General features: G+C 71.0%; 22 protein-coding genes. 19 read left to right on the top strand and 3 right to left on the bottom strand.

Features of this window, described 5'->3' with window-relative positions; genetic code table 11:
• Positions 1-162 precede the first annotated feature (162 nt).
• From IF17_RS0133060 to thrS, 3 genes are all read left to right on the top strand, one after another.
• Positions 163-756 (top strand): DUF4365 domain-containing protein, encoded by a 594-nt coding sequence (locus tag IF17_RS0133060; RefSeq protein ID WP_030574207.1) that lies wholly within the window; start codon positions 163-165, stop codon positions 754-756.
• Entirely contained in the window at positions 756-2,006 is a 1,251-nt protein-coding gene (locus IF17_RS0133055; RefSeq protein WP_030574206.1) for a hypothetical protein, read from the top strand. Before IF17_RS0133060 ends, IF17_RS0133055 begins: the two co-directional genes overlap by 1 nt.
• Before the next feature lie 100 nt (positions 2,007-2,106).
• Positions 2,107-4,083 carry a threonine--tRNA ligase gene (gene thrS, locus IF17_RS0133050; RefSeq protein WP_030574203.1) on the top strand — a complete coding sequence of 659 codons (1,977 nt, stop codon included), beginning with the start codon at positions 2,107-2,109 and terminating at the stop codon, positions 4,081-4,083.
• A gap of 30 nt (positions 4,084-4,113) precedes the next feature.
• Here the strand turns inward: thrS and IF17_RS0133045 are convergent, their stop codons facing one another.
• A complete protein-coding gene (locus IF17_RS0133045) occupies positions 4,114-4,791 on the bottom strand; it encodes a potassium channel family protein (RefSeq protein ID WP_030574200.1) in 678 nt (225 codons plus the stop codon).
• Between the two features lie 66 nt (positions 4,792-4,857).
• Here IF17_RS0133045 and IF17_RS0133040 point away from each other — a divergent pair, with 66 nt between their 5' ends.
• On the top strand, positions 4,858-5,418 hold the full coding sequence (locus IF17_RS0133040; RefSeq protein WP_018515242.1) for an HIT family protein: 561 nt from the start codon (positions 4,858-4,860) through the stop codon (positions 5,416-5,418).
• Between the two features lie 89 nt (positions 5,419-5,507).
• Here IF17_RS0133040 and IF17_RS0133035 read toward each other — a convergent pair whose 3' ends face one another.
• Both IF17_RS0133035 and IF17_RS0133030 read right to left on the bottom strand, forming a co-directional pair.
• Positions 5,508-7,178, bottom strand: a complete 1,671-nt coding sequence (locus IF17_RS0133035; protein WP_030574198.1) for a hypothetical protein — start codon at positions 7,176-7,178, stop codon at positions 5,508-5,510.
• A gap of 180 nt (positions 7,179-7,358) precedes the next feature.
• A complete protein-coding gene (locus IF17_RS0133030; protein ID WP_030574196.1) occupies positions 7,359-9,581 on the bottom strand; it encodes an elongation factor G-like protein EF-G2 in 2,223 nt (740 codons plus the stop codon).
• 265 nt (positions 9,582-9,846) lie between these two features.
• On the opposite strand from IF17_RS0133030, the gene pgsA reads away from it, so the two are divergent.
• The 15 genes from pgsA (at position 9,847) to IF17_RS0132955 (ending at position 25,297) form a co-directional block, all read left to right on the top strand.
• Positions 9,847-10,536, top strand: coding sequence for a phosphatidylinositol phosphate synthase (gene pgsA / locus IF17_RS0133025; RefSeq protein WP_030574193.1), 690 nt, complete (start codon positions 9,847-9,849; stop codon positions 10,534-10,536).
• Positions 10,533-11,444 carry a phosphatidylinositol mannoside acyltransferase gene (locus IF17_RS0133020; protein WP_030574190.1) on the top strand — a complete coding sequence of 304 codons (912 nt, stop codon included), beginning with the start codon at positions 10,533-10,535 and terminating at the stop codon, positions 11,442-11,444. Before pgsA ends, IF17_RS0133020 begins: the two co-directional genes overlap by 4 nt.
• Entirely contained in the window at positions 11,441-12,601 is a 1,161-nt protein-coding gene (locus tag IF17_RS0133015) for a glycosyltransferase family 4 protein (protein ID WP_030574187.1), read from the top strand. Before IF17_RS0133020 ends, IF17_RS0133015 begins: the two co-directional genes overlap by 4 nt.
• Before the next feature lie 65 nt (positions 12,602-12,666).
• Positions 12,667-13,215, top strand: a complete 549-nt coding sequence (locus tag IF17_RS0133010) for a membrane protein (RefSeq protein ID WP_018515236.1) — start codon at positions 12,667-12,669, stop codon at positions 13,213-13,215.
• Positions 13,216-13,406: 191 nt separating this feature from the next.
• Complete coding sequence (pdxS, locus tag IF17_RS0133005) at positions 13,407-14,327, top strand: pyridoxal 5'-phosphate synthase lyase subunit PdxS (protein WP_030574184.1); 921 nt, start codon at positions 13,407-13,409, stop codon at positions 14,325-14,327.
• Positions 14,328-14,333: 6 nt separating this feature from the next.
• Complete coding sequence (pdxT, locus tag IF17_RS0133000; protein WP_030574182.1) at positions 14,334-14,927, top strand: pyridoxal 5'-phosphate synthase glutaminase subunit PdxT; 594 nt, start codon at positions 14,334-14,336, stop codon at positions 14,925-14,927.
• A gap of 61 nt (positions 14,928-14,988) precedes the next feature.
• Entirely contained in the window at positions 14,989-15,741 is a 753-nt protein-coding gene (locus IF17_RS0132995) for a YebC/PmpR family DNA-binding transcriptional regulator (protein WP_030574179.1), read from the top strand.
• A 177-nt stretch (positions 15,742-15,918) separates the two neighbouring features.
• Positions 15,919-16,542 carry a crossover junction endodeoxyribonuclease RuvC gene (ruvC, locus tag IF17_RS0132990; protein ID WP_030574176.1) on the top strand — a complete coding sequence of 208 codons (624 nt, stop codon included), beginning with the start codon at positions 15,919-15,921 and terminating at the stop codon, positions 16,540-16,542.
• Positions 16,539-17,165, top strand: coding sequence for a Holliday junction branch migration protein RuvA (gene ruvA, locus IF17_RS0132985; protein WP_018515231.1), 627 nt, complete (start codon positions 16,539-16,541; stop codon positions 17,163-17,165). Before ruvC ends, ruvA begins: the two co-directional genes overlap by 4 nt.
• A gap of 30 nt (positions 17,166-17,195) precedes the next feature.
• Positions 17,196-18,281 carry a Holliday junction branch migration DNA helicase RuvB gene (ruvB, locus tag IF17_RS0132980; RefSeq protein WP_030574173.1) on the top strand — a complete coding sequence of 362 codons (1,086 nt, stop codon included), beginning with the start codon at positions 17,196-17,198 and terminating at the stop codon, positions 18,279-18,281.
• A gap of 166 nt (positions 18,282-18,447) precedes the next feature.
• Complete coding sequence (yajC, locus tag IF17_RS0132975) at positions 18,448-18,948, top strand: preprotein translocase subunit YajC (RefSeq protein ID WP_030574170.1); 501 nt, start codon at positions 18,448-18,450, stop codon at positions 18,946-18,948.
• 150 nt (positions 18,949-19,098) lie between these two features.
• Positions 19,099-20,880, top strand: coding sequence for a protein translocase subunit SecD (gene secD / locus IF17_RS0132970; protein ID WP_030574167.1), 1,782 nt, complete (start codon positions 19,099-19,101; stop codon positions 20,878-20,880).
• A 1-nt stretch (position 20,881) separates the two neighbouring features.
• A complete protein-coding gene (gene secF / locus IF17_RS0132965) occupies positions 20,882-21,991 on the top strand; it encodes a protein translocase subunit SecF (RefSeq protein ID WP_030574163.1) in 1,110 nt (369 codons plus the stop codon).
• On the top strand, positions 21,991-22,542 hold the full coding sequence (locus tag IF17_RS0132960) for an adenine phosphoribosyltransferase (protein WP_030574160.1): 552 nt from the start codon (positions 21,991-21,993) through the stop codon (positions 22,540-22,542). The genes secF and IF17_RS0132960 overlap by 1 nt, the downstream gene beginning before the upstream one ends.
• Positions 22,543-22,690: 148 nt before the next feature.
• Complete coding sequence (locus IF17_RS0132955; protein WP_030574157.1) at positions 22,691-25,297, top strand: RelA/SpoT family protein; 2,607 nt, start codon at positions 22,691-22,693, stop codon at positions 25,295-25,297.
• The last annotated feature ends 11 nt before the right edge of the window (positions 25,298-25,308 follow it).

Below are 25,308 nucleotides of genomic sequence, written 5' to 3'. Positions count from 1 at the left end.
AATGATTCCTCTGCCCGATATCGGTGATACCCGTGCTGTTTGCCTGATACGCCGTTTGCGGGCGTTCTCCTGCGGTGACAACACAGGTAGGAGCCAAGGCAGTTGCTCCTCCACCTCATACGACGTCACTTCTGACGGCACGTCCGGAAGGCATACGGGGCCATGGCGCTCGCGCAGCCCGATCCAGGAGGGCCCGCCCGCGCCGAAGGGTTCGGGCCGGTGGAGCAGCGGAACGACGCACCGCTGCGCGGCTCCCTCGCCACCACCGCCTGTATGGAGACCCTCCAGGTGGGCTACCTGCACGCGGTCGCGGCGGCGGCGGGGTGTTCGCTGTCCCAGCCCTTCCCCGACAACGGCATCGACTGGCACGTCAGCCACGGGGCCGCCGCCCACACGGTCGACGACGAAGTGACCATCAAGGTGCAGCTCAAGTGCACCTACCAGATACCGCCGCACCCGGCGGGCGGGGCGTTCTCCTTCACGCTCGACAACGCCCATCTCGTCAAGCTGGCCCGCACTCCGGTCTCGGTGCACAAGATCCTGGTGGTGATGATCGTGCCCCGCAGCCAGGACGAGTGGCTGAGCGCCGGGCCCGGCAGCCTCGATCTGCGGCACTGCTGCTACTGGACCAACCTGGCCGGCCACGCGGTGACGGGCCGGTACCGGACCACCGTGCGCATCCCGACCTCACGGATCTTCGACGACCGCGCACTCTGCGACATCATGGCCCGGGTCGGGGCCGGAGGGAGACCCTGATGCACCGGTCGATGGACGAACCGACGGGCCCGGCGGAGCTGTTCGGCGCCCGGGCGCACCCCGCCGTGAGCAGGGAGTACGCCGCCGCGGACGGGGACGGCACTCCCCTGCCCGACCCGGCGGTGCTCACCGCGCTGCTGCACCGGTACGGCTGGCAGCGGCGCGGGGGAGCGGCCGGGCGCTACAGCCGGTGGGCCCCGCCCGGACCCTCCGCGGGCGCCAGTCTGCTGGTCCCGGAGAACGCCGCCTTCCCCGACGCCGAGGATCTGCTGGCCGAGGCGCTCACCGCGCTCTCCCGCAGCGCCGCCCCGTCCGCCCAGGACATCCTGGTCGCGCTCGCCGTGCCCAGTGACGAGGTCCGCTGGTGGCGCGAGGTCCCCGAATCTGCGGCCGGGGCGGCGGGCGCCTCGGGGTGGGCCGAGGCGGAGGAGCTTCGCTCGGCGGCCCGGCAGATCCTCCTCGCCGGGGCGCTCGCGGCCCGCGGCCGGGCCGGCTACCACGGGGCCCGGCACCGCAGGAAGGCCCGGGCGGCGCTGGACGGCACCCTCATCGGGCCCGCGCCGGGCGGGCGCCGGCTCACCGCGTTCGTGCCCGTCGAGTCCGGGCGCGCCGTGGCCGTCCAGCTCTGCCACGCCCTGCACGCCACCCGGGAGGCGGTGGACTACCAGCGGGCGACCGGAGGCATGGAGGCGTTCGACAGCGCGGTGGCGGCGGGCGTCAGCCGGGAGCTGACCGAGGCGCTGGTGACCCTGGTGCGCGGCAGCGAGGGGGCCGGGATCGACCTGCGGTGGGCGCCCGCCGCCGGAACCCCGGACGGCTGCCCGGCCCGCCCCGCACCCGTCGAGTTCTCCCCGGGCGACCTGCCCGCCCTGCGCTGCGCCGGGGCCCGCTACCTCCGCGAGGAGCCCGCCGTCCCCGTCCGGATCACCGGCGCGGTGGTCCGGCTGCGCCGCTCGGGGCCGCGCGGCGCCGGGATCGTACGGCTGCGGGTGCTGGCGGGGGCGGAGGTCGCGCATGTCCGGGTGGAGCTGGACGAGGAGGCGTACCGGATCGCGGGCCACGCCCACCTCGTCGGGCTGCCGCTGCGGGTGGAGGGTCGGCTGGAGCGGCGGGGCGGCTTCCGGCGGCTCACCGGGGCTTCGCAGGTGGCGCCCGTGCAGGTCGACGAGGCGGAGCGGGACCGGCTGATGAAGTCGCTCCAGGAGAACGTGGACTTCTTCGAGGAGGCGTGCGCGGGGGAGGAGCCGTAGCCCGGCCCGGAAGGCGTTCGCATCGGGGGCTGGGGGCTCGGTACGATTCGTATTGCATTGCCAGATGAAGGCAGGCATCCCCCTCAGTCAGGAGAGACCGGTGTCAGACGTCCGTGTGATCATCCAACGCGATTCCGAGCGGGAAGAGCACGTGGTGACGACGGGCACGACGGCCGGCGAGCTCTTCCCCGGTCAGCGCACCGTCGTCGCCGCGCGCATCGGCGGCGAGCTGAAGGACCTCTCCTACGAGCTCCAGGACGGCGAGTCCGTCGAGCCGGTGGAGATCTCCTCCGAGGACGGCCTCGACATCCTGCGCCACTCCACCGCGCACGTCATGGCCCAGGCCGTGCAGGAGCTCTTCCCCGAGGCCAAGCTCGGCATCGGCCCGCCGGTCAAGGACGGCTTCTACTACGACTTCGACGTCGAGAAGCCGTTCACCCCCGAGGACCTCAAGGCCATCGAGAAGAAGATGCAGGAGATCCAGAAGCGGGGCCAGAAGTTCTCCCGCCGCGTGGTCTCCGACGAGGCCGCCCGCGAGGAGCTCGCGAACGAGCCGTACAAGCTGGAGCTCATCGGCATCAAGGGTTCCGCCTCCTCGGACGACGGCGCGGATGTCGAGGTGGGCGGCGGTGAGCTGACCATCTACGACAACCTGGACGCCAAGACCGGTGACCTGTGCTGGAAGGACCTCTGCCGCGGTCCGCACCTGCCCACCACCCGGTTCATCCCGGCGTTCAAGCTGATGCGCAACGCCGCGGCGTACTGGCGCGGCAGCGAGAAGAACCCGATGCTCCAGCGCATCTACGGGACCGCCTGGCCGACCAAGGACGAGCTGAAGGCGCACCTGGAGTTCCTGGAGGAGGCCGCCAAGCGCGACCACCGCAAGCTCGGCAACGAGCTGGACCTCTTCTCCTTCCCCGACGAGATCGGCCCCGGCCTCGCGGTCTTCCACCCCAAGGGCGGCGTCATCCGCCGGGCCATGGAGGACTACTCGCGCCGCCGTCATGAGGAGGAGGGCTACGAGTTCGTCTACAGCCCGCACGCCACCAAGGGCAAGCTCTTCGAGAAGTCCGGCCACCTGGACTGGTACGCCGACGGCATGTACCCGCCCATGCAGCTCGACGACGGGGTGGACTACTACCTCAAGCCGATGAACTGCCCGATGCACAACCTGATTTTCGACGCGCGCGGCCGCTCCTACCGCGAACTGCCGCTGCGCCTCTTCGAGTTCGGCACGGTGTACCGGTACGAGAAGTCGGGCGTCGTGCACGGCCTGACCCGCTCGCGCGGCTTCACGCAGGACGACGCGCACATCTACTGCACCAAGGAGCAGATGGCGGAGGAGCTCGACCGCACGCTCACCTTCGTGCTGAACCTGCTCCGCGACTACGGGCTCACCGACTTCTATCTGGAGCTCTCCACCAAGGACCCGGAGAAGTACGTCGGCTCCGACGAGACCTGGGAAGAGGCCACCGAGACGCTCCGCCAGGTCGCCGAGAAGCAGGGTCTGCCCCTGGTCCCGGACCCGGGCGGCGCCGCGTTCTACGGCCCGAAGATCTCCGTGCAGTGCAAGGACGCCATCGGCCGTACCTGGCAGATGTCGACCGTGCAGCTCGACTTCAACCTGCCGGAGCGCTTCGACCTGGAGTACACCGGCCCGGACGGCTCCAAGCAGCGCCCGGTCATGATCCACCGTGCCCTGTTCGGCTCCATCGAGCGCTTCTTCGCCGTGCTGCTGGAGCACTACGCGGGCGCCTTCCCGGTCTGGCTCGCCCCGGTCCAGGCGGTCGGCATCCCGATCGGCGACGCCCACATCCCCTACCTCCAGGAGTTCGCCGCCAAGGCGCGCAAGCAGGGGCTGCGGGTGGACGTGGACGCCTCCTCGGACCGGATGCAGAAGAAGATCCGCAACCAGCAGAAGGCCAAGGTGCCCTTCATGATCATCGCTGGTGACGAGGACATGGCCAACGGTGCCGTCTCCTTCCGCTACCGCGACGGTTCGCAGGAGAACGGCATCCCGGTCGACGAGGCCATCGCCAAGATCGCGAAGGCCGTCGAGGACCGCGTACAGGTCTGATCACCTCATCGGGGCACGGCCCTCGGAGCGCTAACCCCGCTCCGGGGGCCGTTTCTCGTCCTCCCGTGTGAACACCTGGATCAGCCACGACGAGAACGACCCCGTCACCGCCCCCAGCAGCGCGAGACCGCAGGCCATCAGCCCCGCCGCCACCGTCCGCCCCCAGAACGTGACCGGCGCGGCATCCCCGTAACCGACCGTCGAGAGCGTCGCGCACGCCCACCACAACGCGTCCCCGAACGTCCGGATGGAGGCCCCCGGGGCATCGCGCTCCAGGCGGTACACCGCGAGCGAGGCGGAGAAGCCGAGCAGGACGGCGCTCAGGCTCGCGTACGACATCACCCTCGCGTACAGGTTCAGCCGCGGCCGGTCGTGGCGCTGCTGCACCGCCGAGTAGACCTTGACCATCCGCAGCGGGCGCAGCAGCGGCAGCAGCAGGACCAGGGTGTCCAGCCAGCGCACGCCGACGAAGCGTGCGCCCAGGCCGCTGAGGCGCAGCCGTACCGCGTAGTCCGCCAGGAACATCAGCCACGTCGACCAGACCAGGATCACGGAGAGGTCGTGCCACGGCTGCGCGTCGTGCGGGGCCAGGACCCGGAACGCGTACCCGGCGAGGAAGAGAAGCGAGGCGGCGAAGAGCGGAAGCTCCGTGCGCTGCTCCCAGCGGGTCAGCCGGGCGGGGGCCTCCGGGGCGGGGCGCTGGCTCATCGCCTCAGCATCGCGGGCGGCCGAGCGGTGCGGCCCCGGCGACACGCTCCGCGCGGGTGACGCAATATGCTGATCGGCATGACGAGTGAGCCGGAGCAGCAGATCGGCGTGGGGACGCCGGACGCGTTTCAGCGTCTGTGGACGCCCCATCGGATGGCGTACATCCAGGGTCAGGACAAGCCGAGCGGCCCGGGCGCCGAGGACGGCTGCCCGTTCTGTTCGATTCCGGCGAAATCCGACGAGGACGGGCTCGTGGTGGCGCGCGGCGAGCACGTCTACGCGGTGCTGAACCTCTACCCGTACAACGGCGGCCACCTCATGGTCGTCCCCTACCGGCACGTCGCCGACTACACGGAGCTGGACGGCCCGGAGACGGCGGAGCTGGCGGACTTCACCAAGCGGGCGATGGCGGCCCTGCGCGCCGCCTCCGGGGCGCACGGCTTCAACATCGGGATGAACCAGGGCTCGGTCGCCGGTGCCGGGATCGCCGCCCATCTGCACCAGCACCTGGTGCCGCGCTGGGGCGGGGACACCAACTTCATGCCGGTCATAGGCCACACCAAGGTGCTGCCGCAGCTGCTGGGCGACACCCGGACGATGCTGGCGGGCGCCTGGCCGGCCGAGTAGTCGAGCCTGTACGAGGAAGAGGGGCGCCCGGGCTTTTCCGGGCGCCCCTCTTCCCCGTACGGATGCCCCTCTTCCGTACGTACGCCGGTCTACGCGTCGTACACGTCCGCCTTGCGCGGGGACGGGTCCTGGACGAGGCCGCTCAGTATCATCGAGCGGTTGTCGAAGCGCTCGGTGTCCACGCCGTTCTCCGCGAGGACCCGCATCGCCGCCGAGTGGACCACGCGCAGCACCGGGGTTGCCGCCCGCATCGCGTCGTCCGCCATGAAGCGGTGGTTCCACGGCTTGGCGGCCCAGGCGTGCCGCAGTCCGAAGGGCTCCGGCAGCACGATCTTGCCGCCCAGGTAGTCCAGCACCGGCGGATACCAGGTGAAGGGCGCCCGCAGCGCGAGCCGGACGACCTCCCTCGCCTCCACCACCGGAAGCTGGATGTCCCGGGTCTCCCAGAACCTCACGGTCTTGTTGACGGTCTTCGTCCGGGCGGCCGGCTTGGCGAAGAACAGCCCGTGGACCGGGCCCAGCGCGTGGCCGGTGACCTCGATGCGCAGTGTCTCGTGGAGCACGGTCACGGTGATCATCATCGTGATGACGAGCTGGCCGTCCCAGAGAGTGAACTGCACGCCCAGGTAGTGCCGGTCGCCGCTGCCGAACTGCTGGTGGTTGCAGATCCGCTGTATCTCGTGCGGCTTCACCTGGAAGGTCGCGACGTCCTCCCCCTCGGGACGGGAGACGGAGTCGGCGTTCTCACCGATGGGGGAGACGATCCAGTGCTTCACGGACGGCTTGGGGAAGCCGCCGGTGTTGAGCGGGCCGCGCTCCAGCATCTTCAGCTGGTCGTGGATGATCCGGATCAGGTCCCAGCTGCGGAACTGGTGGATCTCCTTCGTCGGGTCCTTCGGCGTCAGCTCCTCGGCCAGCTGCCAGCTGCCCCACCGGGTGCCCATGCCGAGGATGCCCTTGGGACCGGCGTAGAAGACGGCGTTGGACTGCTGTTCGGCGGAGAGCTTCTCCAGCCCCTGGCGCAGCGCCTCGCGCGCCGTCTCGTTGGGGTTCTTCGGCACCGCCTCCGGGATCTTGGCGATCACCCCGGTGCCGGACAGCAGCCCGTCCCAGCGGGCCCGCAGATCGCGGGCGGAGGTCTCCGCGACCCGCTTGGCGAGGAACCAGCCGATCAGCGGCGCGACGATCGCCCCTCGCACGTAGAGCGGCCAGAAACCGTCCGTCGGCAGCTTCCACAGCAGGATGAGCGCGCCGATCCCGAACGCGGCGAGCAGCACCGTGCCGACCGCCCGGAACGCGGCGTCCTTGGACTTGGCCAGCGCGTCCTTGATCCGGAAGGCGATGACCCAGGCGATCATGCCCGGCAGGAAGAGGAAGCCGAACACCGCCGTGATCAGCGTGAGCCGGGTGTCGCGCGCCTTACGGAGGTTGGTCGCCGACAGGCAGTGCTCCACCACCGTCTGCGGATCGGTGCCGAAGGACTGGATGAGAGCCTTGCGGGAGCCGCCCAGCATCCGCTCCTGGACCGCCCGGGAGAAGGCCTCGCCGAGATTCGGCTTGAAGTAGTCGGACTTGAAGAGCTTGGAGGCCCCCGGCTTCACCGTCGACTTGTGCCACTCGCTGTTGGCGTCGAGGATCACGTCCACCGGGCTGTCCCGGTACGCGGCCGAGGCCAGGGCATTGGTCGCCACCGACTGGCCGCCGGACCCCTGGATCGGGATCTGCGCCCCGGGTGAGAAGTCGAATACGTCGTTGGCCACTGTCTGTCGCCCCCACTCGCCGCACGGTCTGCTCCTGCGGTGTGCCCAACTACCGTACGCGGCATACCTTCTGAGCTGCGCCCACAGCGTATCGTCCGGACCGCCGCACCGTCCGTCACCCACCGGGACGCGGGGGCCGTTTGCGACAGTGCGCCGGTCACGCGCCGGGTGATCCGTGCCCTAGGGGGCGTCCGACAGTTCTGCGCGGACCTTCTCCGCGAGCTGCTGCGGCATCGCCTCGAACCGGGCGTGCGTACGGTCGAACCGGCCGGTGCCGTGGGTGAGGGAGCGCAGGTCGAGTGCGTACCGGCCGATCTCCGTCTCCGGCACCTCGGCCCGTACGAGGGTGCGCCCGCCCGGACTCTGCTCGGTGCCCACCACCCGGCCGCGCCGCCCCGACAGGTCGCTCATCACCGGGCCCACATAGTCGTCCGGGACCAGCACGGTGACCTCGCAGACCGGTTCCAGGAGCAGGAGCCGGGCGTCCGCCGCCGCCTCACGCAGAGCCAGCGCACCCGCCGTCTGGAAGGCGGCGTCGGAGGAGTCCACCGAGTGTGCCTTGCCGTCGAGCAGCGTGACGCGTACGTCGACGAGCGGGTGCCCGGCGGACAGCCCTCGGGCGGCCTGGGCCCGTACGCCCTTCTCCACCGACGGGATGAACTGACGCGGCACCGACCCGCCGACCACCTTGTCCACGAACTGGATGCCGCTGCCCGCCGGCAGCGGATCCACCTCGATCTCGCAGATCGCGAACTGGCCGTGCCCGCCGGACTGTTTGACATGCCGTCCGCGCCCGGCCCCCCGTCCGCGACACGTCTCGCGGAGCGCGACCCGGTGCGGTTCGGCGTCGACCTGGACGCCGTAGCGGCTGCGCAGCCGGTCCAGGGCGACCTCCTGATGGGCCTCGCCCAGGCACCACAGGACGACCTGATGGGTGTCCGGGTTCTGCTCCAGGCGCAGGGTGGGGTCCTCCGCGACCAGCCGCGCCAGCGCGTGGGAGAGCTTGTCCTCGTCCGCCTTCCCGTGCGCCCGCACGGCCGTCGGCAGCAGCGGGTCCGGGGTCGACCAGGGCTCGATGAGGACCGGGTCCCCGGAGGCGGAGAGGGTGTCGCCGGTCTCCGCCTCGCCCAGCCGGGCCACGCAGACCAGATCACCCGCGACGCACCGGTCCACCGGGTGCTGCTGCCGGCCGAACGGCGAGGTCAGGGACGTCACCCGGACCTCCGCCTCATGACAGGGGCGCGGCTCCTGGCCCGCCGCGTCCAGGCCGTGGCCGCACAGGTGCACGGTGTCGTCGGGCCGCAGGGTGCCGGAGAAGACCCGCACCAGCGAGATGCGGCCCGCGTACGGGTCGGACGACGTCTTGACGACCTCCGCCAGCAGCGGGGCCTCCGGATCGCAGGCCGGGGCGGTCCTGGGCGAGCCGGAGGGTGTGGTGACGGTGGGCGGAGTGCGCTCCAGCGGGGTCGGGAAGCCCCGCGTGATCAGTTCCAGCAGCTCCACCGTGCCGATGCCCTGCCGGGCGCCCTCGGCCGCGGGCGCGGCGGCCAGTACGGGGAAGAAGGCGCCCCGGGCGACGGCCCGCTCCAGATCGGTGATCAGTGTCGATATGTCGATGCTCTCGCCTCCGCCGTCGAGGTACCGGTCCATCAGCGACTCGTCCTCGCTCTCGGCGATGATCCCTTCGATCAGCCGATCACGGGCTTCTGCGAGCGCCTCCTCCTGGTCCGGTGCGGGCGGCAGCTCGGCCCGTTCCCCGGAGGAGTAGTCCAGGATCCGCTGCGTGAGCAGCCCGGTCAGCCCGGTGAGCGGGGCGTGCCCGTCGGCGGCCTCGGCACCGAGCACCGGCAGATACAGAGGCAGGACGGCATCGGGGTCGTCCCCGCCGAACGTCTCCGCGCAGATCCGCGTCATCTCCTCGAAGGAGGTGCGCGCGGTGTCGAGATGGGTGACGACGATCGCCCGGGGCATCCCGGCGAGCGCGCACTCCTCCCACACCGCCCGGGTCGTCGCGGCCACGGACTCGGCCTCCTGGGCCGCCGAGACGACGAAGAGGGCCGCGTCCGCCGCCCGCAGACCGGCCCGCAGCTCCCCGACGAAGTCGGCGTACCCGGGAGTGTCCAGCAGATTGACCTTGCAGCCGTCCCACGTCACCGGAACCGCCGAGAGGTGGACGGAGCGGTGCCGGCGCCGCTCGATCTCGTCGTGGTCGGAGACGGTCGCCCCGTCCTCGACCCGGCCCGCCCGGTTGAGCGCCCCCGCCGTCAGGGCCAGGGCCTCGACCAGTGTGGTCTTGCCCGATCCGCTGTGGCCGACCAGCACCACGTTCCGTACGGCGGAGGGGTGGCCGGCCGCCGGTACTCCTCCGGCGGCCCCGGGGTGTGCGTGCGTCTTCTCGCCCATGGTGTGCCTCCCGGTGGACGACGCGGTACGGGAGGGGGAGCAGCCGACCGCGCTGGATGGCGGATACGGGGAGCCGCCGAGGCGGCCTCGGTCCTTCGAGCTTGGCACCAGGGCGCCGACGCGTCCATACGTCGGGCGCGGGGCGCGCTTGCCCGTGACACCCCTGCGGGCGGGTGCCCGTCCGGTGGAGGGCACCGGTCGTGACTACGATGGGCCAGCCGGTGGCCGAAGGGGCCGCTCGGCCAACCGAACCCTCGGGAAAGCCATGCTGAACAAGTACGCGCGTGCATTTTTCACGCGTGTCCTCACCCCGTTCGCCGCCCTGCTGCTCCGCCTCGGGGTCAGCCCCGACGCGGTCACCCTCATCGGCACGGCCGGAGTGATGGCAGGTGCGCTGGTCTTTTTCCCGATGGGGGAGTTCTTCTGGGGCACCATCGTCATCACGCTCTTCGTCTTCTCCGACCTCGTCGACGGCAACATGGCCCGGCAGGCCGGGATCTCCAGCCGCTGGGGCGCGTTCCTCGACTCGACGCTGGACCGGGTCGCCGACGGGGCGATCTTCGCCGGCTTCGCCCTCTGGTACGCGGGCAGCGGTGACGACAACATCCTCTGCGCCGTCGCCATCTTCTGCCTGGCCAGCGGCCAGGTGGTCTCGTACACCAAGGCACGCGGCGAGTCGATCGGCCTGCCGGTCGCGGTGAACGGGCTGGTGGAGCGCGCCGAACGCCTGGTCATCTCGCTGGTCGCCGCCGGTCTCGCCGGGCTCCACGCCTTCGGCGTCCCGCACATCGACATCCTGCTCCCGATCGCCCTGTGGATCGTCGCCGCGGGCTCCCTGGTGACGCTGATCCAGCGCGTGGTGACCGTGCGCCGCGAATCCGCGGAGGCCGACGCGGCCGCCGCCGTCTCCGGCGCCGAGGGACCGGCCGGGCAGGGGAGCGGGGCCGACCGGTGAGCGCGCTCAAGGGCCGGATCACCGACGGTCTGTACGGACTCGGCTGGGGCGCCGTGAAGAAGCTGCCCGAGCCCGCCGCCGCAGCCCTCTTCCGCACCATCGCCGACCGGACCTGGAAGCGGCGCGGCAAGAGCGTGCTCCGCCTGGAGTCGAACCTGGCGCGGGTCGTCCCGGACGCGGGCCCGGAGCGGCTGGCCGAGCTGTCCAAGGCCGGGATGCGCTCGTACATGCGGTACTGGATGGAGTCGTTCCGGCTGCCCACCTGGACCCCGGAGCGCATCAAGGCGAGCATCGACGTCAAGGACGTCCATCACCTGACCGAGGGCCTGGACGCCGGGAAGGGCGTGATCGTCGCCCTGCCGCATCTCGGCAACTGGGACCTGGCCGGCGCCTGGGTCACCACCGACCTGAAGGTCCCCTTCACCACCGTCGCAGAGCGGCTGGAGCCCGCGACGCTCTACGACCGGTTCGTCGCCTACCGCGAGGGCCTCGGCATGGAGGTCCTGCCGCACAGCGGCGGCGCCGCCTTCGGCACACTGGCCCGGCGGCTGCGCGCGGGCGGCCTGATCTGCCTGGTCGCCGACCGGGACCTCTCCGCCTCCGGGGTCGAGGTGTCGTTCTTCGGCGCCACCGCCCGGATGCCGGCCGGCCCGGCGCTCCTCGCCCAGCAGACGGGCGCGCTGCTGCTGCCGGTGACCCTCTGGTACGACGGCACGCCGGTCATGGGGGCCCGCGTCCACCCGGCGATCGAGGTGCCGGAGGAAGGCACCCGCGCCGAGAAGACCGCCGCCATGACGCAAGGGCTGGCGGACGCCTTCGCCGGCGGCATCGCCGAACACCCGGAGGACTGGCACATGCTCCAGCGGCTCTGGCTGGACGACCTGGACCCCCGGGGAGAGCGCGCGTGAAGATCGGCATCGTCTGCCCGTACTCCTGGGACGTCCCCGGCGGCGTGCAGTTCCACATCCGGGACCTGGCCGAGCACCTCATCGGGCTCGGCCACACCGTCTCCGTCCTGGCCCCGGCCGACGACGAGACCCCGCTGCCCCCTTACGTCGTCTCGGCGGGCCGGGCCGTCCCCGTCCCGTACAACGGCTCCGTCGCCCGGCTGAACTTCGGCTTCCTCTCGGCCGCCCGGGTCCGCCGCTGGCTCCATGACGGCACCTTCGACGTGATCCACATCCACGAGCCGACCTCCCCCTCGCTCGGTCTGCTCGCCTGCTGGTCGGCGCAGGGGCCGATCGTGGCCACCTTCCACACGTCCAACCCGCGCTCCCGGGCGATGATCGCCGCGTATCCGATCCTCCAGCCCGCCCTGGAGAAGATCAGCGCGCGGATCGCGGTGAGCGAGTACGCGCGGCGCACCCTGGTCGAGCACCTCGGCGGGGACGCCGTGGTCATCCCGAACGGCGTCGACGTCGGTTTCTTCGCCAAGGCCGAGCCGAAGGCCGAGTGGCAGGGCCAGACCCTCGGCTTCATCGGCCGCATCGACGAACCCCGCAAGGGGCTGCCCGTCCTGATGAAGGCGCTGCCCGCCATTCTCGCCGCCCACCCCGAGGCCCGGCTGCTGGTCGCGGGGCGCGGCGACGAGGAGGAGGCGGTGGCATCGCTGCCGAAGGAGCTGCGTGAGCGCGTGGAGTTCCTCGGCATGGTCAGCGACGAGGACAAGGCCCGGCTGCTGCGCAGCGTCGATGTGTACGTGGCCCCGAACACGGGCGGCGAGAGCTTCGGCATCATCCTGGTCGAGGCGCTGTCGGCGGGAGCGCCGGTGCTCGCCAGTGACCTGGACGCCTTCGCGCAGGTGCTGGACCAGGGGGCGGCGGGCGACCTCTTCGCCAACGAGGACGCCGACGCGCTGGCCGCCGCCGCGATCCGGCTGCTGGGCGACCCGGAGCGCCGGGCCGGGCTGCGGGAGCGGGGCGAGGCGCACGTGCGGCGCTTCGACTGGGCGACGGTCGGGGCCGACATCCTCGCGGTGTACGAGACGGTGACGGACGGGGCCGCCTCGGTGGCGGAGGACGAGCGGTCGGGGCTGCGGGCCCGGTTCGGGCTGGCGCGGGACTGAGGGGACGTGTACCAGGCGGGTTCCCGTGAAAGGACGGGGCCGCGTCGACGGTAGCGTGTGCGACCGTGACCGTAACCCTCTTCGTCTGGATCGTCGTCGCCCTCATCGCGATCGGCGTCTACCTCAGCTGGACCGCCGGCCGCCTGGACCGCCTGCACTCCCGGATCGACGCCGCCCGCGCCGCGCTCGACGCCCAACTCCTGCGCCGCGCCTCGGTCACCCAGGAGCTGGCCACCTCCGGCGTCCTGGACCCGGCCGCCTCCATCGTGCTGTACGAGGCCGCGCACGCCGCCCGGCAGGCCGAGGAGGACCACCGCGAGGTCGCCGAGAGCGAGCTGAGCACCGCCCTGCGCGCCGTCTTCGGCGAACCGGCCCAGGTGGAGGCGGTGAAGGAGGTCCCCGGCGGGGAGGACGCGGCCACCGAACTGGCCGCCGCCGTACGCCGCGTACCGATGGCCCGGCGCTTCCACAACGACTCCGTGCGCGCCGCCCGCGCCCTGCGCCGGCACCGTACGGTACGGCTGTTCCGGCTGGCCGGACACGCCCCGTTCCCGCTCGCCTTCGAGATGGACGACGCCCCGCCGGTGGCGCTGGCGGACCGCCCCGGAACCTGAGGCCGGACCGCCCCGGAACCTGAGGGCGGACCGGCCCGGGACCTGAGGCCGGACCGCCCCGGGACCTGAGCCGGGAGAGGATACGGGGCCAAAACGATCCACGGCCTCCCTATTGGCCCTTGCTGTGGACCGGTCCCGCAGCGTTTGCTCGGCGATGCAGTAATTCAGCGTCTTTCACCGAGTGAGGTCCCGTGTCCACGCTTCCCAGCACCCCGCAGTCCGCCGAGTCCCCCGCCATCGGCACCGCCCGCGTCAAGCGCGGCATGGCCGAGCAGCTCAAGGGCGGCGTGATCATGGACGTCGTCGACGCCGAGCAGGCGAAGATCGCCGAGGACGCGGGCGCCGTGGCCGTCATGGCCCTGGAGCGAGTCCCGGCCGACATCCGCAAGGACGGCGGCGTGGCCCGGATGTCCGACCCCAACATGATCGAGGAGATCATCGGGGCCGTCTCCATCCCGGTCATGGCCAAGTCCCGCATCGGCCACTTCGTCGAGGCCCAGGTCCTCCAGTCCCTCGGCGTCGACTACATCGACGAGTCCGAGGTCCTGACCCCGGCCGACGAGGTCAACCACAGCGACAAGTTCGCCTTCACCACCCCCTTCGTCTGCGGCGCCACCAACCTGGGCGAGGCCCTGCGCCGCATCGCCGAGGGCGCGGCCATGATCCGCTCGAAGGGCGAGGCCGGCACCGGCAACGTCGTCGAGGCCGTCCGCCACCTGCGCCAGATCAAGAACGAGATCGCCCGTCTGCGCGGCTTCGACAACAACGAGCTGTACGCCGCCGCCAAGGACCTCCGCGCCCCCTACGAGCTGGTCAAGGAGGTCGCCGAGCTCGGCAAGCTGCCGGTCGTGCTGTTCTCCGCCGGTGGTGTCGCCACCCCGGCCGACGCCGCGCTGATGCGCCAGCTCGGTGCCGAGGGCGTCTTCGTCGGCTCCGGCATCTTCAAGTCCGGCGACCCGGCCAAGCGCGCCGCCGCCATCGTGAAGGCCACCACCTTCTATGACGACCCGAAGGTCATCGCGGACGCCTCCCGCAACCTGGGCGAGGCCATGGTCGGCATCAACTGCGACACCCTGCCCGAGTCCGAGCGCTACGCCAACCGCGGCTGGTAACCACTGATGAGCGACACCCCTGTGATCGGCGTTCTGGCTCTCCAGGGCGACGTACGGGAACACCTGATCGCCCTGGCCTCGGCTGACGCCCAGGCCAGGCCGGTCCGGCGCCCCGAGGAGCTCGCCGAGGTCGACGGCCTGGTCATCCCTGGCGGCGAGTCCACCACCATGTCCAAGCTGGCGGTCCTCTTCGGCATGATGGAGCCGCTCCGCGAGCGGGTCCGGGCCGGGATGCCGGTCTACGGCACCTGCGCCGGGATGATCCTGCTCGCCGAGAAGATCCTGGACCCGCGGTCGGGCCAGGAGACCGTCGGCGGCATCGACATGATCGTGCGGCGCAACGCCTTCGGCCGGCAGAACGAGTCCTTCGAGGCCGCGGTCGAGGTCGCCGGGATCGACGGTGGCCCCGTGGAGGGCGTCTTCATCCGTGCCCCCTGGGTGGAGTCCGTCGGGGCCGAGGCCGAGGTCATCGCCGAGCACGGCGGCCACATCGTGGCCGTACGGCAGCGAAATGTCCTCGCCACGTCGTTCCATCCCGAACTGACCGGCGACCATCGCGTGCACGCTCTGTTCGTGGAGATGGTGCGCGCAGTGAAGTGAGCGGACCCCGGTAGGATCTCTCGGGTTCGACTCGATTTTGGTGACGCGAAGGAGAAGGCAGATGTCCGGCCACTCTAAATGGGCTACGACGAAGCACAAGAAGGCCGTGATTGACGCCAAGCGCGGCAAGCTCTTCGCGAAGCTGATCAAGAACATCGAGGTCGCGGCCCGCTCCGGCGGCGTGGACCCCGATGGCAACCCGACCCTCGTCGACGCCATCCAGAAGGCGAAGAAGAGCTCCGTCCCCAACAAGAACATCGACTCCGCGGTCAAGCGCGGCGGCGGTCTCGAAGCGGGCGGCGCCGACTACGAGACGATCATGTACGAGGGTTACGGCCCCAACGGTGTCGCGGTGCTCATCGAGTGCCTCACCGACAACCGCAACCGTGCCGCCTCCGACGTACGTGTCGCGATGACCCGGAACGGCGGCTCGATGGCCGACCCGGGCTCCGTCTCGTACCTCTTCAACCGCAAGGGCGTCGTCATCGTCCCCAAGGGCGAGCTGGGCGAGGACGACGTCCTCAGCGCCGTGCTCGACGCGGGTGCCGAGGAGGTCAACGACCTCGGTGAGACCTTCGAGGTGGTCAGCGAGGCCACCGACATGGTCGCGGTGCGCACCGCGCTCCAGGAGGCGGGCATCGACTACGACTCCGCCGAGGCCAACTTCCTGCCGACCATGCAGGTCGAGCTGGACGAAGAGGGCGCGCGCAAGATCTTCAAGCTCATCGACGCGCTGGAGGACAGCGACGACGTGCAGAACGTCTTCGCCAACTTCGACGTGTCGGACGAGGTCATGGAGAAGGTCGACGCCTGAGGCGCGACCGGCACAGCTCGCTGCGACGTGACGACGGGCCGACGGGGGCACACCCCGTCGGCCCGTCGTCTTGTCGGTCGCGACGGTTCGGTTGCGACGGATTGTCAGCGCGAGCCGATAGCCTGCGGGAACAGATGAACGAGTGGGCAGGGCGAGCGTCAAGGACAGGGGGGCTCCATGCGGGTTCTTGGGGTTGACCCGGGGCTGACCCGGTGCGGTGTCGGCGTGGTCGAAGGGGTCGCGGGCCGCCCGCTGACCATGATCGGCGTCGGCGTCGTGCGCACCCCTGCCGACGCGGAGCTCGGCGACCGGCTCGTCGCCATCGAGCGCGGGATAGAGGAGTGGCTGGACGAGCACTCCCCGGGTTACGTGGCCGTGGAGCGGGTCTTCGCCCAGCACAACGTCCGTACGGTGATGGGCACCGCCCAGGCCAGCGCGGTGGCCATGCTGTGCGCCGCCCGCCGGGGCATCCCGGTCGCCCTGCACACGCCCAGCGAGGTCAAGGCCGCCGTCACCGGATCGGGCCGTGCGGAGAAGGCACAGGTAGGCGCCATGGTGACGAGGCTGCTGAGGCTGGACGCGCCGCCCAAGCCCGCCGACGCCGCCGACGCCTTGGCGCTCGCGATCTGCCACATCTGGCGGGCACCCGCACAGAACCGGCTCCAGCAGGCGGTCGCCGCCCACCGCACCTCAGGAGCGCCCCACACGCTGGGCTCGTCCCGTACGCAGCCCACGCCCGGCATCTCCCGTACCCCTGGCGCATCCCGCACGCCCCGCACGCTGAAAGGCCCCACCGCATGATCGCCTTCGTCTCCGGCCCGGTGGCCGCCCTCGCCCCGACCACGGCCGTCATCGAGGTCGGCGGTATCGGCATGGCCCTCCAGTGCACCCCGCAGACCCTGGCCGGCCTGCGCCTCGGCCAGGAGGCCAGGCTCGCCACCTCCCTCGTCGTCCGCGAGGACTCCCTCACCCTGTACGGCTTCGCCGACGACGACGAGCGCCAGGTCTTCGAGCTGCTCCAGACCGCCAGCGGCGTCGGCCCCCGCCTCGCCCAGGCCATGCTCGCCACCCACAGCCCCGACGCGCTCCGCCTCGCCGTCTCCACCGGCGACGAGAAGGCCCTCACGGCCGTTTCCGGCATCGGGAAGAAGGGCGCCCAGAAGCTGCTCCTCGAACTCAAGGACCGGCTCGGCGCACCGGTCGGCGCGCACATCGGCCAGCAGGGCGTCGCCGCACCCCACGCCGCCGGCTGGCGCGACCAGCTCCAGGCCGCGCTCATCGGCCTCGGCTACGCGAGCCGCGAGGCCGAGGAGGCCGTCAGCGCCGTGGCCCCGCAGGCCGAGGCCGCCGTCGCCGAGGGCACCGCACCCCCCGTGCCGCAGTTGCTGCGGGCCGCCCTGCAGACTCTCAACCGCGCACGCTGACCGGCACCGAACCACCGAAGAGGCCCCTGAATGAACTGGGACGAGACCGGACCCGAGACCGACGAGCCCACCGGGACCGTCTTCGACGACCGGCTGGTCGACGCGGACGCGGACGGCGAGGACACCGCGGTCGAGGCGGCCCTGCGCCCCAAGGACCTGGAGGAGTTCGTCGGCCAGGAGAAGGTCCGCGAACAGCTCGACCTGGTCCTCAAGGCGGCCCGCGCCCGCGGGGCCACCGCTGACCACGTGCTGCTCTCCGGCGCCCCGGGCCTGGGCAAGACCACCCTCTCGATGATCATCGCGGCGGAGATGAACGCCCCGATCCGGATCACCTCGGGCCCCGCCATCCAGCACGCCGGCGACCTCGCGGCGATCCTCTCCTCCCTCCAGGAGGGCGAGGTCCTCTTCCTCGACGAGATCCACCGCATGTCCCGGCCCGCCGAGGAGATGCTCTACATGGCGATGGAGGACTTCCGCGTCGACGTCATCGTCGGCAAGGGCCCCGGCGCCACCGCGATCCCCCTTGAACTGCCCCCGTTCACCCTGGTCGGCGCCACCACCCGGGCCGGACTCCTGCCGCCCCCGCTGCGCGACCGCTTCGGCTTCACCGGCCACATGGAGTTCTACGCCCCCACCGAGCTGGAGCGCGTCATCCACCGCTCCGCCCGTCTCCTGGACGTCGAGATCGACGTCGACGGCGCCGCCGAGATCGCCGGCCGCTCCCGGGGAACCCCCCGTATCGCCAACCGCCTGCTGCGGCGCGTCCGGGACTACGCGCAGGTCAAGGCCGAGGGCATCATCGACCGGGAGATCGCCGCCGCGGCCCTGAAGGTGTACGAGGTCGACGCCCGCGGACTCGACCGGCTGGACCGCGCGGTGCTCGGCGCCCTGCTGAAGCTCTTCGGCGGCGGACCGGTCGGCCTGTCCACCCTCGCGGTCGCCGTGGGGGAGGAGCGCGAGACCGTCGAGGAGGTCGCCGAGCCCTTCCTCGTACGGGAAGGACTGCTGGCCAGGACCCCGCGCGGGCGGGTGGCGACCCCGGCTGCCTGGGCACACCTGGGGCTTGTACCGCCGCAGCACGGCGTAAGGGGACAAGAGGGCCTGTTCGGGGCGTGATGTGTCACAGGTTCGCGTGCGCAGGAACCCCGGTGCCATGCTGGGCGTTGTTCCAACGATGCGGACTCATCTAGACTCCGCCGATGCCGCCCTTAAAGGTCGGTGTACCCACCCCCGTAAATACAGGCCGCATTCCAGCGCGGTCGTGCGAAGGAATTCCCGTCCCGTGGATATCTTGACTCTCCTCCCCTTCATCGTGCTCATCGGGGCCATGTTCCTGATGACCCGCTCCGCCAAGAAGAAGCAGGCGGCGGCCGCGCAGATGCGCAACGACATGCAGCCCGGCACCGGCGTCCGGACGATCGGGGGCATGTACGCGACCGTCAAGGAAGTCCACGACGACACCGTGCTCCTCGAGGTCGCCCCCGGCGTGCATGCCATCTACGCGAAGAACGCGATCGGTGCCGTCCTGGACGACGCGGAGTACAACCGCATCGTGCACGGCGACGACGAGGAGCTGGACGCGGACGGCACGGTCGTTCCCGACGACGCCTCCTCGCTGACCGGTGAGCCCGACGCGGACAAGGCGGACATCGCCAAGATCGACCTGGGCAAGGACGAGGCGGCCGACAAGGACGCCGAGACCGGGACCGAGGACGCGGCGGCCAAGGACGTGAAGGACGCCAAGGGCGAGGGCAAGGCCGACGGCGAGGCCGACACCAAGTAGTTCTCACGGTCCCGGGGACGTCGCGCGCCCACCGGCGCGCGGCGTCCCCGGGACCGTGCAGGTCGTCTGCGGGGGCGGGTCCCCACAACACTTCGTGGCCGCTCGGGCGCGTACCCGGCGCGGGGCGGTTGGACAGGGAGAAACGAGAAGGTGGCAGCACCCAAGAAGGGCCGAGGGCCGTCCGGCGGTCAGGGGAGGCCGGGGCGTGCCCTGGTCATCATCCTCATCGCCATGGTCGCGCTCGCCGGCGGGATGTTCCTGTCCGGGCACACCACGCCGAGGCTGGGCATCGACCTCGCCGGCGGGACGTCGATCACGCTCAAGGCGAAGAACCAGCCCGGCAAGCCGAACGCGATCAACCCGACCAACATGGACACCGCGGTCGGGATCATCGAGCGGCGCGTCAACGGTCTGGGCGTCTCCGAGGCAGAGGTCCAGACCCAGGGCAGCGACAACATCATCGTCAACATCCCCAAGGGGACCAACTCCGAGCAGGCCCGGGAGCAGGTCGGTACGACCGCCCAGCTCTACTTCCGGCCCGTTCTGACGGTGGCGGCGAGCGGCCCCGAGCAGCCCGCGCCCTCCGGCTCTCCCACCCCTTCGGGCAGCGCCACGCCGAAGCCCGGTGAGTCCGCCACGTCGGACGACAAGGACAAGGACAAGGGTGAGGAGGCCACCGGCGAGGAGGCCACTCCCTCCCCGAGCGCCACCACCCAGGGCCGTGCGGTCAGCGAGGGCCTCAAGAAGGCCCCCACCCCGACGCCCACCAACTCCGCCGAGCCCAAGCCGTCCGACTCTCCCGAGGCATCGCCCTCCGCGGACCCGGCGACGGCCAAGCTCCAGGAGGAGTTCACCAAGCTCAACTGCGCCGACCCCGAGCAGCGCGCGGCGGCGGGCAAGGACGCCCTGCCCACCGACTCCATCGTCGCCTGTGGCTCGAACGTCCCCGGCAGCTACGAGAAGTACATCCTCGGCCCGGCCGAGGTCTCCGGTGGCGACGTCGACGACGCCCAGGGCGCCATCGACCAGCAGACCGGTGAGTGGATCGTGTCGATGGAGTTCAGCTCCGCCGGCGCCAAGAAGTTCCAGACGATCACCAGCCGGCTCTCGCAGCAGCAGCCTCCGATGAACCAGTTCGCCATCGTCCTCGACGGCGAGGTCGTCTCCGCGCCGTCGGTGCGCACGGCGCTCAGCAAGAACGCCCAGATCTCCGGCAGCTTCGACCAGCAGTCGGCCGAGGACCTCGGCAACATCCTCTCCTACGGTGCGCTCCCGCTGACCTTCGAGGAGGTCAGCGTCACCACCGTGACCGCCGCCCTCGGCAGCGAGCAGCTCAAGGGCGGCCTCATCGCCGGCGGCATCGGTCTGGCACTGGTCGTTATCTACCTGGTCGCCTACTACCGCGGGCTGGCGTTCATCGCCCTGCTCAGCCTGCTGGTCTCCGGCATCCTGACGTACACGATCATGTCCTTGCTGGGCCCGGCCATCGGCTTCGCGCTGAACCTGCCGGCGGTCTGCGGCGCCATCGTCGCGATCGGCATCACAGCGGACTCGTTCATCGTGTACTTCGAACGCGTGAGAGACGAGATCCGCGAGGGCCGCACCCTGCGCCCGGCCATCGAGCGCGCCTGGCCCCGGGCCCGGCGCACGATCCTGGTCTCCGACTTCGTCTCGTTCCTGGCGGCCGCGGTGCTCTTCCTCGTCACCGTCGGCAAGGTCCAGGGCTTCGCGTTCACGCTCGGCCTGACCACGCTGCTCGACGTCGTCGTGGTGTTCTTCTTCACCAAGCCCCTGATGACGCTGATGGGCCGGACGAAGTTCTTCTCCCAGGGCGGTTCCTGGTCCGGTCTGGACCCGAAGCGGCTCGGCGCCCAGCCGCCGCTGCGCCGCTCGCGCCGTGTCAGCGCTTCCACCGAACCGAAGGAGGCGTGAGATGTCGCGACTCGGCAATCTCGGCGCCCGGCTCTACCGAGGCGAGGTCGGTTACGACTTCATCCGCAACCGCAAGATCTGGTACGGCGTCTCGATACTGATCACCATCACGGCCATCGTCGCCGTGGCGGTCGGCGGCCTGAACATGGGCATCGAGTTCAAGGGCGGTGCGGTCTTCACGACCGACACCAAGGCCAAGATCTCCACGGCCCAGGCGACGGACGTGGCGACCGAGGCCTCGGGCCACATGGCCATCGTCCAGGAGCTCGGCAACGGCGGTCTCCGTATCCAGATCACCGAGGTCGGCACCGCCAAGGCCAACGAGATCAAGGAGACCCTCTCCGACGAGCTCGGTATCCCGGCCGAGGAGATCAACGCGGACCTGGTCGGCCCCAGCTGGGGTGAGCAGATCGCCAACAAGGCCTGGACGGGCCTCGGGGTCTTCATGGTCCTGGTGGTGGTCTATCTGGCCATCGCCTTCGAGTGGCGGATGGCCGTCGCCGCCCTCATCGCGCTGATCCACGACATCACCATCACGGTCGGTGTCTACGCACTGGTCGGCTTCGAGGTCACCCCGGGCACGGTGATCGGTCTGCTGACCATCCTCGGTTACTCCCTGTACGACACGGTGGTGGTCTTCGACAGCCTCAAGGAGGGCCAGAAGGACATCACCAAGCAGACCCGCTACACGTACAGCGAGATCGCCAACCGGTCGATCAACAGCACGCTGGTCCGCTCGATCAACACCACCGTGGTGGCGCTGCTGCCGGTGGCCGGCCTGCTGTTCATCGGTGGCGGTGTCCTCGGCGCCGGCATGCTGAACGACATCTCGCTGTCGCTCTTCGTCGGCCTCGCCGCCGGTGCGTACTCCTCGATCTTCATCGCCACGCCGCTCGTCGCCGACCTCAAGGAGCGCGAGCCGCAGATGAAGGCCCTGAAGAAGCGGATCCTCGCCAAGCGCGCGGCCGCCGCCGCCCGGGGCGAGTCCCCCGAGGACGACGGCCCCGGGTACCGGAACGACACGGTCACCGAGGACGCCGAGACCGCGGGCGCCGTGGTGGGCCAGCGTCAGCAGCCCCGCGGCCACGGCCGCACCCCGGGGAAGCGCTGATGACCAGCACCACCGAATCCACCAGGGAGCTGCTGCTCAGCCGGATCCGCGATGTCGGGGACTATCCGAAGCCGGGTGTGGTGTTCAAGGACATCACCCCGCTGCTGGCGGACCCGGTGGCCTTCACGGCGCTCACCGACGCCCTCGCGGAGCTGTGCGTACGGCACGGCGCCACGAAGATCGTCGGCCTGGAGGCCCGCGGCTTCATCCTGGCCGCGCCCGTCGCGATCCGGGCGGGCATCGGCTTCGTACCGGTCCGCAAGGCCGGGAAGCTCCCCGGAGCCACGCTCGCCCAGGCGTACGAGCTGGAGTACGGCAGCGCGGAGATCGAGATCCACGCCGAGGACCTCGTCCCCGAGGACCGGATCATGGTCATCGACGACGTCCTGGCCACCGGCGGCACCGCCGAGGCCTCGCTGGAGCTCATCCGGCGGGCCGGAGCCCAGGTCGCCGGCGTCTCGGTCCTCATGGAGCTCGGCTTCCTGTCGGGCCGGGCCCGGCTGGAGCCGGGACTGCGGGGCGCTCCGCTGGAAGCGCTGATCACGGTCTGAGAACCTCCGCACGGAAAGGGCGGGCACCCGGGAACATCCGGGTGCCCGCCCTTCGTTCTCCAAGCTCTCACCGTCCCCGGGCGAGGTCCCGCCGGGGGATCGTTACCATGGGCTCTCCGGGTACCCCGGATCCGCACGAGGAGCGCTCTTGCCAGACGAGGCCCAGTCAGCCGCCGCCCCGCAGCCCGACAAGCCCGTGGCGTCCCCCGCCACGCCCGGGAAGGCCGCGCCCTCGAACGCGCCGAAGCCCGCGCCCCCCGAGCCCGAGGCACGCCCCACGCGCCCCCAGGATGCGGCCGAGCCCTCCGGACCGGCGAAACCGGCCACGCCCGGGAGCCCGCAGCCGAAGGCCCAGCCCCCCGCCGGACCGGCCGCCGCACCGCAGCCGAAGCCCCCGGCCCCCACACCCCCGGCCCCCGTGAAGCCCGCCGTCCCGGCCGGTGCCGCCCCCCGCTCCGGCGGCTCCTCCAACCGCGTGCGCGCCCGCCTCGCCCGACTGGGCGTACAGCGCTCCAGCCCGTACAACCCGGTCCTGGAACCCCTCCTCCGTACGGTCCGGGGCAACGACCCCAAGATCGAGACGGCCACCCTCCGCCAGATCGAGCGCGCCTACCAGGTGGCCGAGCGCTGGCACCGCGGCCAGAAGCGCAAGAGCGGCGACCCGTACATCACGCACCCCCTCGCCGTCACCACGATCCTCGCCGAGCTCGGCATGGATCCGGCCACGCTGATGGCCGGCCTGCTCCACGACACCGTCGAGGACACCGAGTACGGCCTGGACACCCTCAAGCGCGAGTTCGGCGACCAGGTCGCCCTCCTCGTCGACGGCGTCACCAAGCTCGACAAGGTCAAGTTCGGCGAAGCCGCGCAGGCCGAGACCGTACGCAAGATGGTCGTCGCCATGGCCAAGGACCCCCGGGTCCTGGTCATCAAGCTCGCCGACCGCCTGCACAACATGCGCACCATGCGCTATCTCAAGCGGGAGAAGCAGGAGAAGAAGGCCCGCGAGACGCTGGAGATCTACGCCCCGCTGGCACACCGGCTGGGCATGAACACCATCAAGTGGGAGCTGGAGGACCTCGCCTTCGCGATCCTCTACCCCAAGATGTACGACGAGATCGTCCGCCTCGTCGCCGAGCGGGCCCCCAAGCGCGACGAATACCTCGCCATAGTGACCGACGAGGTCCAGGCCGACCTGCGCGCCGCCCGCATCAAGGCCACCGTCACCGGCCGCCCCAAGCACTACTACAGCGTCTACCAGAAGATGATCGTGCGGGGCCGCGACTTCGCCGAGATCTACGACCTGGTCGGCATCCGCGTCCTCGTCGACACCGTCCGCGACTGCTACGCGGCGCTCGGCACCGTCCACGCCCGGTGGAACCCGGTGCCCGGGCGGTTCAAGGACTACATCGCGATGCCCAAGTTCAACATGTACCAGTCGCTGCACACCACGGTGATCGGTCCCAGCGGCAAGCCCGTCGAGCTCCAGATCCGTACGTTCGACATGCACCGCCGCGCCGAGTACGGCATCGCCGCGCACTGGAAGTACAAGCAGGAGGCCGTCGCGGGCGCCTCCAAGGTGCGCACCGACATCCCCAAGAACACCGGCCGCGGCCAGGACACCGTCAACGACATGGCGTGGCTGCGCCAGCTCCTGGACTGGCAGAAGGAGACCGAGGACCCCAGCGAGTTCCTGGAGTCCCTGCGCTTCGACCTCTCCCGCAACGAGGTCTTCGTCTTCACGCCGAAGGGCGACGTGATAGCGCTGCCCGCCGGCGCGACCCCCGTCGACTTCGCGTACGCCGTCCACACCGAGGTCGGCCACCGGACCATAGGAGCACGGGTCAACGGGCGGCTCGTCCCGCTCGAATCGACCCTCGACAACGGCGACCTGGTGGAGGTCTTCACCTCCAAGGCGTCCGGCGCCGGACCCTCCCGGGACTGGCTCGGCTTCGTCAAGTCGCCGCGCGCCCGCAACAAGATCCGCGCCTGGTTCTCCAAGGAGCGCCGCGACGAGGCCATCGAGCAGGGCAAGGACGCCATCGCGCGGGCCATGCGCAAGCAGAACCTGCCGATCCAGCGCATCCTGACCGGCGACTCCCTGGTCACCCTCGCCCACGAGATGCGCTACCCCGACATCTCCTCGCTGTACGCGGCGATCGGCGAGGGCCATGTCGCGGCGGCCGGCGTCGTGCAGAAGCTGGTGCAGGCGCTCGGCGGCCACGACGAGGCCAACGAGGACCTCGCCGAGTCCACCCCGCCCTCGCACGGCCGCAGCAAACGCCGCGCCAACGCCGACCCCGGCGTCGTCGTCAAGGGCGTCGAGGACGTCTGGGTCAAGCTCGCCCGCTGCTGTACGCCCGTCCCCGGCGACCCGATCATCGGCTTCGTCACCCGGGGCAGCGGCGTCTCGGTGCACCGCGCCGACTGCGTCAACGTGGAGTCGCTCTCGCAGCAGCCCGAGCGGATCCTCGAGGTCGAGTGGGCGCCCACCCAGTCCTCGGTCTTCCTGGTCGCCATCCAGGTCGAGGCGCTGGACCGCTCCCGGCTCCTCTCCGACGTCACCCGGATCCTCTCCGACCAGCACGTGAACATCCTGTCGGCGGCCGTCCAGACCTCCCGCGACCGGGTGGCCACCTCGCGCTTCACCTTCGAGATGGGCGACCCGAAGCACCTGGGCCACGTCCTGAAGGCCGTACGCGGCGTGGAGGGCGTCTACGACGTCTACCGGGTCACCTCGGCCCGCAGGCCGTAACAGCGGCAACG

Origin of the sequence: Streptomyces cyaneofuscatus (assembly GCF_000718135.1) — a bacterium.
Lineage (GTDB): Bacteria > Actinomycetota > Actinomycetes > Streptomycetales > Streptomycetaceae > Streptomyces > Streptomyces cyaneofuscatus.
The sequence above is the reverse complement of the archived record's forward strand: the minus strand, read 5'-3'. Positions and strand labels throughout refer to the sequence as shown.

Coding starts and splice junctions, on each gene's coding strand:
- IF17_RS0133060 (WP_030574207.1), top strand. CDS start 163: ATGGCGCTCGCGCAGCCCGATCCAGGAGGGCCCGCCCGCGCCGAAGGG.
- IF17_RS0133055 (WP_030574206.1), top strand. CDS start 756: ATGCACCGGTCGATGGACGAACCGACGGGCCCGGCGGAGCTGTTCGGC.
- IF17_RS0133045 (WP_030574200.1), bottom strand. CDS start 4,791: ATGAGCCAGCGCCCCGCCCCGGAGGCCCCCGCCCGGCTGACCCGCTGG.
- IF17_RS0133040 (WP_018515242.1), top strand. CDS start 4,858: ATGCTGATCGGCATGACGAGTGAGCCGGAGCAGCAGATCGGCGTGGGG.
- IF17_RS0133030 (WP_030574196.1), bottom strand. CDS start 9,581: ATGGGCGAGAAGACGCACGCACACCCCGGGGCCGCCGGAGGAGTACCG.
- pgsA (WP_030574193.1), top strand. CDS start 9,847: ATGCTGAACAAGTACGCGCGTGCATTTTTCACGCGTGTCCTCACCCCG.
- pdxT (WP_030574182.1), top strand. CDS start 14,334: ATGAGCGACACCCCTGTGATCGGCGTTCTGGCTCTCCAGGGCGACGTA.
- IF17_RS0132995 (WP_030574179.1), top strand. CDS start 14,989: ATGTCCGGCCACTCTAAATGGGCTACGACGAAGCACAAGAAGGCCGTG.
- ruvC (WP_030574176.1), top strand. CDS start 15,919: ATGCGGGTTCTTGGGGTTGACCCGGGGCTGACCCGGTGCGGTGTCGGC.
- ruvA (WP_018515231.1), top strand. CDS start 16,539: ATGATCGCCTTCGTCTCCGGCCCGGTGGCCGCCCTCGCCCCGACCACG.
- ruvB (WP_030574173.1), top strand. CDS start 17,196: ATGAACTGGGACGAGACCGGACCCGAGACCGACGAGCCCACCGGGACC.
- secF (WP_030574163.1), top strand. CDS start 20,882: ATGTCGCGACTCGGCAATCTCGGCGCCCGGCTCTACCGAGGCGAGGTC.
- IF17_RS0132960 (WP_030574160.1), top strand. CDS start 21,991: ATGACCAGCACCACCGAATCCACCAGGGAGCTGCTGCTCAGCCGGATC.